General features: G+C 41.6%; 6 protein-coding genes. All 6 read left to right on the top strand.

The genetic code is table 11. The features are described from left to right. The first annotated feature begins 273 nt into the window (after positions 1 to 273). The 6 genes from OCK74_RS26455 to OCK74_RS26430 all read left to right on the top strand — a co-directional run bounded on the left by OCK74_RS26455 (position 274) and on the right by OCK74_RS26430 (position 12282). Positions 274 to 1875, top strand: a complete 1602-nt coding sequence (locus OCK74_RS26455) for an alpha-amylase family glycosyl hydrolase (RefSeq protein WP_279300131.1) — start codon at positions 274 to 276, stop codon at positions 1873 to 1875. An 84-nt stretch (positions 1876 to 1959) separates the two neighbouring features. Further along, positions 1960 to 3804, top strand: a complete 1845-nt coding sequence (treZ, locus tag OCK74_RS26450; protein WP_279300130.1) for a malto-oligosyltrehalose trehalohydrolase — start codon at positions 1960 to 1962, stop codon at positions 3802 to 3804. Between the two features lie 572 nt (positions 3805 to 4376). Then, positions 4377 to 7439, top strand: coding sequence for a SusC/RagA family TonB-linked outer membrane protein (locus tag OCK74_RS26445; RefSeq protein WP_279300129.1), 3063 nt, complete (start codon positions 4377 to 4379; stop codon positions 7437 to 7439). 34 nt (positions 7440 to 7473) lie between these two features. Beyond that, the gene (locus OCK74_RS26440; protein ID WP_279300128.1) at positions 7474 to 8937 is read left to right on the top strand and encodes a RagB/SusD family nutrient uptake outer membrane protein; all 1464 of its coding nucleotides are present in this window, start codon (positions 7474 to 7476) and stop codon (positions 8935 to 8937) included. A 528-nt stretch (positions 8938 to 9465) separates the two neighbouring features. Next, a complete protein-coding gene (locus tag OCK74_RS26435; RefSeq protein ID WP_279300127.1) occupies positions 9466 to 11091 on the top strand; it encodes an arylsulfatase in 1626 nt (541 codons plus the stop codon). Between the two features lie 54 nt (positions 11092 to 11145). After that, positions 11146 to 12282, top strand: coding sequence for a formylglycine-generating enzyme family protein (locus OCK74_RS26430; RefSeq protein WP_279300126.1), 1137 nt, complete (start codon positions 11146 to 11148; stop codon positions 12280 to 12282).

The following is a 12282-nucleotide window of genomic DNA, read 5'->3' as shown; positions in this document are numbered from 1 at the left end:
CCTAAACAGGCTGGCATACAGCCGCCTAAAACACAAAATTAAAGTAAAAATCTCTTGACTTTTAACACAGAATCTCTATAACATCTCTATAAGGTCTCTGTAAGGTTGGGGAGGAAATGAGAAAAGTAGTATCTAAAATGTGAAATAAAAATCCGGGATTTGTGGAAAAGGTAGGTACGGAACTTAGGGTGATTTGTCAAAGTTGTTCCCCTGGCCTTATTTTTTCTGTGAAAGCAATGCTCTAATCAATTAAGAAATTTTAATTCGAGACAGATGGAACATTTTTGGTGGCAAACAGGAGTCATTTACCAGATTTATCCACGTTCGTACCAGGATAGCAATGGTGATGGCGTTGGTGATTTGAAAGGCATTATTAAACGCTTAGATTATTTAAAATGGCTCGGTGTTTCGGCTATCTGGGTTTCTCCCATTTATCCTTCACCCATGGCTGATTTTGGTTATGATATTTCAGACTACCAGGGTATTCACCCTTTATTTGGTAGTATAGATGATTTTGACCAACTGCTGCAGGAGGTTCATGCTCGTGGAATGAAACTGATTCTTGACCTAGTACCCAATCATACATCTGACCAGCATCCCTGGTTTTTGGAATCAAAATCATCAAGAGACAATCCTAAAAGGGATTGGTATATCTGGAAAGATGCCAAAGAGGATGGCTCTCTACCCAATAACTGGCTATCTGTGTTTGGCGGACCTGCCTGGGAGTGGGATGAGACAACCGGGCAGTACTATTATCATGCCTTCTTAAAAGAACAACCAGACCTTAACTGGCGCAATCCTAAAGTGCAAGATGCTATGCTGGATGTTATGCGTTTCTGGTTGGACAAAGGTGTGGATGGCTTCAGGGTGGACGTCATGTGGCATATGATCAAGGATGATCAGTTTCGCGACAATCCCATCAACCCTGATTATCAGCAGCACATGGCTACTTATGAGCAACTGCTGCCAGTTTATTCTACCGATCAGCCGGAAGTGCATGATATAGTAACTCAAATGCGTCAAGTGCTGGATAGATATTCAGAGCGCATGATGATCGGTGAGATCTATCTCCCAACTCATAAGCTTGTGGTCTATTATGGTGTGGATAGTTTGGGAGCACACCTGCCATTCAATTTTATGCTCATTTCTGCTCATTGGGACGCAAGGCATTTAGCAGCTTCGATAGATGAGTATGAAGGTGCATTGCCCAAACATGGCTGGCCGAACTGGGTATTAGGTAACCATGATCAGCCTCGTATTACCAGTAGAGTTGGTGTGCAACAAGCAAGAGTTGCGGCCATGTTGTTGCTGACCCTTCGAGGAACACCTACCATTTACTATGGAGATGAGATCGGCATGCGTGATGTACCTATACCATTCGATGAGGTTCAGGACCCGCAAGGCCTTAACATGCCGGATAAAAACCTGAGCCGAGACCCAGCACGTACGCCCATGCAATGGAACAATGATGAATACGCAGGTTTCTCTGAAATTAAGCCCTGGCTTCGCCTGGAAAAAGAGTATCGAAGACAGAATGTTCAGCTACAGAAAAATGATCCATATTCCATGCTTTCTCTTTACAGGGGGTTAATTCAACTTCGGCAAACTGAGCCTTCTTTAATGAATGGCAATTACACTCCTGTTTATTCTGATCACCAGGTATTCGCATTCAAACGTTGTGCAGAAAATTCTCCGCACTTTTTGATTGTATTGAATCTCTCACATAGGCCCTGTTACTTTAGACCTGGGAATGTATGTATAAGCGGCAGTGTTGTTGCGGCAACTACGCCTGAGTTGGAAGGTATTGCTGTTAAAGATTATATTAATTTGAGTGGTGACGAGGGTGTTATCGTGCGGTTGGATGGTGTGAGATGAGGGAATCGAGGGAATGACGAATGAGGAGAGAAGATGATAGATGGTAGAGGGGAAGTTGATCAATGAACTAAAAAAAAGTATGGGATGAAAAAAGTTGGAGCAATATATTCAGGAGATGGTGGTTGTGATTTTATAGTGTGGGCGCCTTTGAAAGAGCGCATGCAGTTGCATGTTGTTCATCCTGTGGATGCTGTTTACAACATGCAGAAGGATAAGGAAGGATATTTTCATTATAATGTAGAAAGTTTATATCCAGGAGCTCAATATTTTTTCCGGCCTGAAGGTGAGCATGATTACCCAGACCCGGTTTCAAATTTTCAGCCGGAAGGTGTGCATGGCCCTTCAGAAGTCATTGATCATAGTACTTTTCAATGGAATGATGCAGACTGGCAATTGCCATCTTTTAAGGACCTGATCTTATACGAATTACATGTAGGGACTTTTACGGAAGGGGGGATATTTGAGTCCATAATTAGCCGGTTGGATGATCTAAAAACTTTTGGCGTTAATGCTATTGAACTGATGCCCGTCGCACAGTTTCCAGGAAACAGAAACTGGGGCTATGATGGTGTATTTCCTTATGCTATTCAAAACTCTTATGGTGGGCCGGAAGGATTGAAAAGGCTGGTGAACGCCTGTCACCGAAAAGGGATTGCTGTTTTCCTTGATGTGGTATATAACCACATGGGCCCTGAAGGAAATTACTTATTACAGTACGGTCCTTATTTTAATAAGAAGTATTGCACTCCATGGGGTGATGCCATCAACTTTGATGATGAATGGTGTGATGGTGTGCGTGATTATTTTGCAGGTAATGCACTCTATTTGTTTGAACATTATCATATTGATGGATTAAGATGTGATGCGATTCATACTGTATTTGACAATAGCGCTGTGCACTTTTGGGAATACTTGCACCATAAAGTGAAAGAGTTGGAGCAAAAGATGGGACGTTCTTTTTATGTTGTAGCAGAAAGTGATTTAAATAGCCCTAAAGTAATCTGGCAGCCGGAATCTGGAGGTTATGGTTTTACTGCACAGTGGCTCGATGACTTTCATCATGCGTTGTATACTTTGCTGGATGAAAAGGGAAGGGAGCGGTATGAAGATTTTGGTGAACTGACGCAATTAGCAAAAGGGTATACTGATGGATTTGTGCATAGTGGTGAATGGGTGAAGTTTCGCAATCGCAAGTTCGGCAGGTCATCGGCTGGTGTGCCGGGGGATCAATTCGTGGTATTTAACCAGAATCACGATCAGGTTGGTAACCGTGTGAGAGGAGAGCGATTATGCATGCTGGTGGATTTTGATCGTTTGAAAGTGGCAGCAGCCTGTCTGCTATTAGCTCCTTACGTACCCATGTTATTTATGGGAGAAGAATACGGTGATGAATCTCCATTCTATTATTTTGTCTCCCATTCAAATCCTAAACTGATAAAGGCTGTACAAAAGGGCCGTCAAGAAGAGTTTGCAGTCTTCGGGTTTGATGTAGAGCCACCTGATCCGCAGAATGAATCTACGTTCAATGATTGTAAATTAAAATGGCGAAAGAGAAAAGATGGTAAACATGCATTATTACTTCAATGGCACCGTGTGTTGATCGGTATGCGCCAACAACATTTGGCGTTACAGAATTTTAATAAAGCTGATGTGCAAGTTGAAACAAAGGGAGAGCGTCTGTTGATCATGCACCGGCAAAGTGCATCCAGCGAACAGCATCTTATTTGTGTGTTTAACTTTTCAGACGAAGAAATGGCTTACCAGTTGCCAGCTTCAGATAAAAGCTGGAATCAATTGATTTATTCAAAAGATGATAAGTGGGTAGAAAAGCCGCAAGATAAAGTACCCAATTTGCCGAAGGTTATTAAAGGAGGGGAATGCATCAAGTTTGCACCTATAAGCATTGCTGTATATGAACAGGCGTTATAATGCCTGAGAATGGAATGAGTAGTACGGAAGGTTGGGGGCTGAATATGGATAGTCGCGCGTGTGATCATGTATAACTCTTAACCATAATCGTGTTTTCTAAATTGCAATAAAATTTCAAAATTTTTTGAAGAAATATTTTGCCGTTAGGAAATTATGCTTTTATATTTGTCTACAGATTTGGTGGACTATTACGCTTGAAAGCAATGTTAATCGCCAACAATGCTTGAAGGCTTTAACCCATAAAGTTTATTTGTATGAACTTATGTACACTCTATGTTATGTCCTTAATGGCGATGCGATGTCAACATCGCTCCTCAATTTAATTTTCTAGTCATATTGAAAATTCCTACAGCACAACATATTGGGCTGTCGTGTTTGTAATGCAATGATGTGCCTTCATCATCTGCAACAGGAAGGTTATTATCTGAACAACTGGCCGGGTCATAGCTGGTAAAATGTCGGCGATTGGCAGTTATACTAGCTGCCGGCTGTTGTTCAGATAATCAGCTCCTATCTCTATAGCAACGGGCTGCTTTATGCGGCTTTAGTATTCATTTTTTCAAAGAAGTATAATGAAACAAAAATCAAAGCATATTTATACTCATTCACAACGATCATCATTACTTTTTCTGTTTTCATTTTTTTTCCTTGCATCTGTATATGCTCAAAAGGAAAACATAACGCTGACAGGAAAAGTAATTGATGAAGCAACCAAACAGCCTCTTTCGGGTGCAACCGTTCATATTAAAGGAACCACACACGAAGTAATCACTGATGATAGGGGTGTATTTGGATTTTTAACCGGGCAGAGATTGCCTGTAACTTATATTGTCAGCTATGTTGGATATCAGACATCTGAAGTTACCCTGAAAGAAGGCAGCAGTATTGAGGTTGTCCTGCGTCAAGCCAATAGTCAGCTCACAGATGTTTTGGTGGTTGGTTACGGCAGGCAGCGCAGAAGTGATGTGACTGGTTCTATAGCAACTGTTTCGTCAAAGGCGCTGCAACAGCCATCAAGTTCATTGGATCAAACTTTAAAAGGAGCAGCTGCAGGTGTCCAGGTAACCCAAACTTCTGGTCAGCCAGGTGGTGGTGTTAGTATACGCATTCGTGGTGGAAGTTCCATCCAAGGTGGAAATGAGCCATTATATGTAATTGACGGATTTCCTATATATAACAGTGCATCTTCTGCAGGTGCGATTACAGGTGCTACAGTGAATCCATTGTCTGGTATTAACCCGGCGGATATTGAAAGTATCAATATTTTGAAAGATGCATCAGCCACTGCGATTTACGGTTCCCGTGGTGCCAACGGTGTCATTATCGTTACTACTAAAAAAGGTAAAAGTGACCGGAACCAGATCACTTATGATGCAAGTTATGGCGTGCAGTCGCTAAGAAAAAAGATCGCGTTGTTGGATGCAAAAGGCTTTGCTGCATTGCGAAATGATGCTTTATATGATACAGATCCTTCTAAAGGAAAGTATCAATACCTGACAGAAGAACAAATCAGTCAATTGGGAAAAGGTACTGATTGGCAGGATGAAGCTTTTCAAAAGGCACCAGTTCAAAATCACCAGCTTACTATAAGCGGGGGCAATGCAAAAACGCGTTATGCGGTTTCCGGTAACTATTTTAACCAGGATGGTATTATTAAAAATACAGACTTCCAACGATTGAGTGGAAGAGCTAACCTGGATGTAGTGGCTAGTAACCGCCTGAAAATAAGTTCCAATTTTACAGCCAGCAGGACTGACGCCAATGTAGCCCCCAATGGCATTGTGAGCGCCCTGCTCACTATGCCTCCAACTGCAACAATATATGAACCGGATGGGTCGTATACCTTACGCAATCCTTTTGAAAATATTTTTTCAAATCCAATTGCTGCATTAAATGAACAAAAGAATAAAACCACTACTAACCGGCTTTTTGGTACGGCTTCAGGTGAGTACACCATTCTCAATGGGCTGGAATTAAAGGTGTTGTTGGGAACAGATGTCAGCAATACGAAAGAAAGCAGTTATATACCCAGCACAATATATGAAGGCGCCAGTACAAATGGTGCTGCTTCTTCTGGTGCTATTAATACAATATCCTGGTTAAATGAAAACACGCTGTCCTATTCCAAGAAGTTCAGCCGGCATACAATAGATGCTTTGGGTGGCTTTACACAGCAGGAGTTTCAAAGAGATATCATCAGGGCAGGGGCGCAACAATTTGTGACTGATGATCTTGAAGACAACAGCCTTCAAAGTGGAGCTACTGTCGTAAAACCTTATTCCGATAACACGAGATGGGTTTTACATTCTTTCCTGGGGCGCGTGAATTACAATTTTGATCAGAAGTATTTTCTGACTGCAAGTCTAAGGGCCGATGGATCTTCCCGTTTTGGTAAAGGAAATAAATGGGGGTATTTCCCATCTGCAGCTCTTTCCTGGAAGTTGAGCAGTGAGCCATTCTTTGACCATTTGTTACCTGTTATTAATGATCTTAAACTCAGAGCTTCCTTTGGGACAACAGGTAACTTAGAGATCGGAGAATACCAGTCTTTATCTACGTTAACGAGTTTAACTTATTTATTTGGAAATACTATAGTAACCGGATTTACTCCTAACAGGCTTGCTAATAGTGAGCTTGGATGGGAAACAACGTATCAATATGATGCAGGTGTTGATGTTGGCTTATTTCATAACCGTTTAACACTCACGCTTGATGGATATTATAAAAAGACGAAAGACCTTTTGTTGAATGTTGAAATACCCTGGACTACCGGCCAACCAAGTTCTTTGCAGAATTTTGGATCTGTTCAAAATAAAGGTTTTGAGTTGGGATTGAACTCAAGGAATTTCACCGGTGCGTTTCAATGGAACACTGGCATCAATGCTTCCATTAACAGAAATGAAGTATTAAGCATTGGCAATGGTGCACAACAGTATATCAGTGGTAATTATATTATACAAGTAGGGCAGCCTTTAGGCTTGTTTTATGGTACTGTGACTGATGGCATTTTGCAAAGTCATGAAGTATCTGAAAAGGGCAAGTATACAGGTAGTGCTGCTCCGAAGGGTGGAGATCGTTTATATAAGGATATTAATGGTGATGGAACATTTACTACAGCTGCAGATCGTGCCATCATTGGTAGTGCACAACCGGACATCATCTATGGTATTTCCAATGATTTCAGCTGGAAAGGGTTTGATTTATCTATATTCTTCCAAGGATCGGAAGGAAATAAGATATTAAATTCAAATAAGCAAACTCTTGAATTGTTCACTGGTCAGCAAAATGCTTCTGCAGCTGCATTAGACAGGTGGACAACGACCAATCCAAGCAATACTATTCCACGGGCTAAATTGGATCCAGCCCCAGTTTTCTCTGATCGCTTTATAGAAGATGGTTCATTTGTACGGCTGAAGACATTAACCATTGGTTATTCTGTTCCAAGAGCGTTGTTACAAAAAGTAAAGTTGTCGAACCTCAGATTCTACCTGATTGGGCAAAACCTTTTCACCTGGACAAAGTACACAGGGTTTGATCCTGAAGTGACTTCAGGAAACAATGTGTCGCCAGGCACTGATGCAGGCATTTATCCCATATCTAAAGTTATCAATGCGGGGGTAACAGTCAACTTTTAATGAAACTAATTTATTGATACAAAATATTTTGGGAATGAAGAACATTGTGTATTTATTATCAACTCTTCTGGTTTTATCAGGATGCTCAAAGTTGAATGAGGATCCGGAATCATACCTCACTACTGACCAGTTTTATCAGAATGAACAACAGGCAACTGCAGCTGTAAACGGTGTATACAGGAAGCTATTTGAAAGTGGGCAGTCACTGTACAATAGCTTAATACAAATAGGTGTGGAAATGGCGACTGATGATTATGAAGCTGGTCCCAGGGCGCGTAATGCACATGTTCGAGCTATTTCGGGCTTAACACATGATGCTTCCAACGATCGCATGGAACAATTGTGGAAGCAAAGCTATGATGCTATTAATACAGCCAATATTGCGATTGACAGAATTGCTCTGATCCCAGAAGGGAAAATTGGTACGGACATCAGAAGCCGGTTGATCAATGAAGCTAAGTTTTTAAGAGCATTGAATTATTTTAATCTTGTGCGTTGGTTTGGAGATGTTCCTATTGTTTTGCATGAGACCACATCCTTAAAGCCTGAAGACTTATACGTAGAAAAATCTTCTGAGGATAAGGTTTACCAACAAATCATACAGGACTTGAAAGATGCAGAGGCATTGCCTACCGCAAAAGAATATTCCAGCAGTGATATTGGGAGAGCAACTTCTGGTGCTGCCAAGAGTTTATTAGCGAAAGTATACCTGACCCGTAAAGATTGGCAAAATGCAGCAGCAAAAAGCCAGGAAGTTATAGAATCCAATACCTATGCACTATTTGATAATTTTGCTGATGTATTTAATGTCGCTACAAAGAATGGCAAGGAGCATATCTTTTCCGTCCAGTTTAAAGGGAATGCAAGTTACCAAGGCAACAGTTTAGCCAGCCGTTCTGCAGCAAATGAGGTGCCTGGTATCAATGGAGATTATGCAGATGCTTTGCATAAGGCTGGTGGTTTGTATCAAAGCTTTAGTGCTGGTGATCAACGTAAAGCAGTCACTTTTGTTTCGGAGATGGTCAGTCCGATAGATGGAAAGACTTATACATTCGATCCTCATTTTAATAAATATTACGATCCGTCAGTTGTTGGGAATCAAGGGCAGTCATCCAAGAACTTTCCTGTGATCCGGTATGCTGAAGTTTTGCTCATCTATGCTGAGGCATTAAATGAAATCAACAATGCGCCTACGACACAAGCTTACTGGGCAATTGACGAAGTGAGGAAGAGAGCCGGAATCGCAAAGCTTCAGGATGTTGCACCCAATCTTACAGTAGCACAATTCAGGGATTCTGTATTCCAGGAGCGCCGAAAAGAATTTGTTTATGAGCACCAGCGTTGGTTTGATCTTGTACGCAGAGGGGCTGATTATTATGTTGCTACGCTAAAGGCAGCGGGTAAAACACTGGCAGCGCCGAAGCATCTTCATTTTCCTACGCCTCAACGTGAATTGAATTTAAATCCGAAACTGAAACAGCATCCGGATTGGCAGTGATTTGAATGACGAATGATTCGAATCCGCCAGAGGCGGACAAGTTTGAATGAGGAATGGGGTGAAGGGAATGATATGAGGATATTAGGGTATTGGATGTGTAAAAATGGGTTTCTAGGCTCAAGTACGGCTAAAGTACGGCTAAGGTACGGCTCAAGTACGGCTCAAGGGGTAGGGGGGAAGGGAGGGGTCGAATTCTGTTTCGTGCACTAAGTATACTTGAAGTGTGCTTGATCTATACTTGACCTGTACTGAAGGTAAGGAGCAGAGGGGTAGATCTGGGATTTCGGATTTGGGATTTAAAGATTTGGGGTTTTAGTGATTAGGAGAAAAGGAGTCTGGTATCTGGAAATGGGCATACAAAAAGTATGGAATTTGCCAGTTTCATGCTTTATCCTAGGATTTGCTATGCCTTTACTATGCCTTTGGTTTGGAGTATCTATACAGCAGATATGCTTCAGCAACAAAGGATAGATGATGTATGGATGAAGGAGTTTTAAATTTTAAATATTTACAAACCACTAATTAATAATGAAAAGAATAATTGTAGTTTTTGCATTGATATTTGTTTTGTTTCATCAGGCTATTGCACAGAACAATTCTAAAAGGCCCAATATCATTTTGATCATGGCAGATGATTTGGGTTATTCGGATATAGGGGCATATGGGTCAGAAATTCAAACACCAAATCTGGATAAGTTGGCAAATAGCGGATTGCGACTTCGTGAGTTTTATAACAATTCTATTTGTGCACCAACCAGGGCTTCACTCTTAACCGGACAATACCAACATAAAGCCGGTGTTGGTTTTTTTAATGTAAATCTCGGCTTGCCTGCTTACCAGGGCTACCTGAACAAGGAATCATTAACCATTGCTGAAGTATTGCGCAATGCGGGTTACAGCACATTGATGGCAGGCAAATGGCATGTTGGTGATGATAGTTTGGCGTGGCCCAACCAGCGAGGTTTTGATCACTTTTATGGTTTCATTGGTGGTGCGAGTAATTACTTTGATATAGGGTCTTATCCTGAAAAAGCACCACCCGTTGTATTGGTTAAGGACAATCAGAAGCTGAAGTTGAAGCCAGAACAGTACCTAACGGATGAAATTACCAATAATGCTATTGGGTTCCTGGAAGAGCAGAATAGTACAGGCAAACCTTTCTTTTTGTATGTAGCGTATAATGCACCGCATTGGCCTCTACAGGCATTACCAGAGGACATTGCAAAGTATAAGGGAAAATATGATATTGGTTGGGATTCTTTAAGGACACGGCGTATTGCAAGGCAACGTGAATCAGGAATACTACTTCCCGGGCAGACCATTAATACCCGTGATTCTTTGGTGCCTGACTGGAACAATCTTTCTTATGAGGAGAAGCAATTGTGGAAATCTAAAATGGAAGTTTATGCAGCCATGATTGACCGTATGGATCAAGGTATTGGAAGAATTCTTGATAAACTGAAATCATTAAAAAAGGATGATAATACCCTTGTGATTTTTATATCTGATAATGGGGCACAGGGTGGTTATGCCAGTTTAGGAAGACGGCGGCCTCAACGGAATTCCGGACCTCTAGGCACTGCAGGTTCTTATGGTTACCAAGAGCAGAATTGGGCTTATGTATCTAACACCCCATTAAATAATTACAAGAACAATATGCATGAAGGTGGCATCAGTGCTCCTTTTATAGCATGGTATCCAAAACAAATCAAAGGAGGCAGTATAGCAAAGGGGACGGGTCATCTTATAGACTTAGCACCTACTTTTTATGAGCTGGCAGGAGCAAAGTATCCTGTAAAGTACAACGGTACTACTCCAAATGCCTTAGCTGGCAAAAGCCTGGTACCAGTGCTTTTGGGAAAGGAAGTTGAAGTTGCCAGGAATGAGCCTATCTTCTGGGAGCGTGCCGGTAACAGGGCAGTTCGCAAGGGGAAATGGAAGATTGTTTCTACGTATCCCGGGTATAAATGGGAACTATATGACCTCGAAACCGACAGAGGCGAGACAAAAGATGTCGCTTCATTACATCCAGAGATCGTTAATGAATTATCATCTGATTATTTCAAATGGGCAGAGAAAACAGGAGTAGTGGATTATGAGAAGATCAAACCTAAGGGTGGATTCATGATACCTGGTGCTGAAAGGCAGTTGTGAGCTATGTTGCAATTGAAGAAAATAAAATAATTGTATTTGTAAGTAGCATGTGATATGATGGGAAATTATTTTCGATATGGAGGAATATTCTTTGTGATTTTATGCACTTCCTTGTTTGCGCATGCGCAAACAAGGATCGCTCAACAATCTTTAACTCTAGCAAAGAATATTCCTTCATGTTGTATGTCTGGTGTTTCATCCCGCTTTGCCAGGATCACTTCTTTTGATGATGATTCGAATAGAGTTTCTTCCGATCATGAAGGGATGGTATGGATTAAAGGAGGAACATTTTTAATGGGCGCTGATAATGACCAAGGCTTGGAGGATGAATATCCAAAGCATAAGGTTACGGTTAGCGGTTTTTGGATGGACGCCACAGAAGTGACCAATGCTGAATTTGCAGCTTTTGTTGCAGCAACTGGTTATATAACTACAGCAGAACGCAAGCCTGATTGGGAAGAATTAATGAAAAGTCTTCCTCCAGGCACACCCAAACCTGATGATAGTTTATTGGTTGCAGCTTCACTGATTTTTCATGCACCAGAACAACCCGTTTCCCTTGATAATTATGGTGCATGGTGGGAATGGAAAGCGGGCGCCAGTTGGAAGCATCCACAGGGACCTGGCAGTACAATTATCGGTAAGGAGCATTATCCGGTAGTACATGTATCATGGGAAGATGCACAGGCTTATTGTAAATGGGCCGGTAAGCGTCTACCAACAGAAGCAGAGTGGGAGTGGGCTGCCAGGGGTGGATTAGAAAATCAAGTATATCCCTGGGGCAATGAATGGATTGAAAAAGGAAAACCCAAGGCTAATAGCTGGCAGGGGAAGTTTCCATCCAACAATACGACCTGGGATGGGTTTCAAAAATCGGCACCGGTAAAATCATTTGCAGCAAACGGATATGGTTTGTATGATATGGCAGGCAATGTATGGGAGTGGTGTGCAGATTATTATCGTAATGATTATTATAAAGAAGTCAATAAGCCCGAGGGGATTGTTGATCCTAAGGGCCCAGTTCAAAGCTATGATCCTGAAGAACCTTATGCAATTAAACGGGTAAGCCGTGGCGGATCATTTTTGTGTAATGATGGTTATTGTTCCGGATACCGTGTTGCAAGAAGGATGAAAAGTACTGAGGATAGCAGTATGGAGCATCTGGGTTTCAGATGTGTAAAAGATAAGTAG

Origin of the sequence: Paraflavisolibacter caeni (genome assembly GCF_025628885.1) — a bacterium.
Lineage (GTDB): Bacteria > Bacteroidota > Bacteroidia > Chitinophagales > Chitinophagaceae > Flavisolibacter > Flavisolibacter caeni.
Note: the sequence above shows the minus strand (reverse complement) of the source record. Positions and strands in the feature narration are given on the sequence as shown.

What these genes read in the sequence shown, in the direction of transcription:
- OCK74_RS26455 (WP_279300131.1), top strand. Translation starts at nt 274, where the DNA reads ATGGAACATTTTTGGTGGCAAACAGGAGTCATTTACCAGATTTATCCA.
- treZ (WP_279300130.1), top strand. Translation starts at nt 1,960, where the DNA reads ATGAAAAAAGTTGGAGCAATATATTCAGGAGATGGTGGTTGTGATTTT.
- OCK74_RS26445 (WP_279300129.1), top strand. Translation starts at nt 4,377, where the DNA reads ATGAAACAAAAATCAAAGCATATTTATACTCATTCACAACGATCATCA.
- OCK74_RS26440 (WP_279300128.1), top strand. Translation starts at nt 7,474, where the DNA reads ATGAAGAACATTGTGTATTTATTATCAACTCTTCTGGTTTTATCAGGA.
- OCK74_RS26435 (WP_279300127.1), top strand. Translation starts at nt 9,466, where the DNA reads ATGAAAAGAATAATTGTAGTTTTTGCATTGATATTTGTTTTGTTTCAT.
- OCK74_RS26430 (WP_279300126.1), top strand. Translation starts at nt 11,146, where the DNA reads ATGATGGGAAATTATTTTCGATATGGAGGAATATTCTTTGTGATTTTA.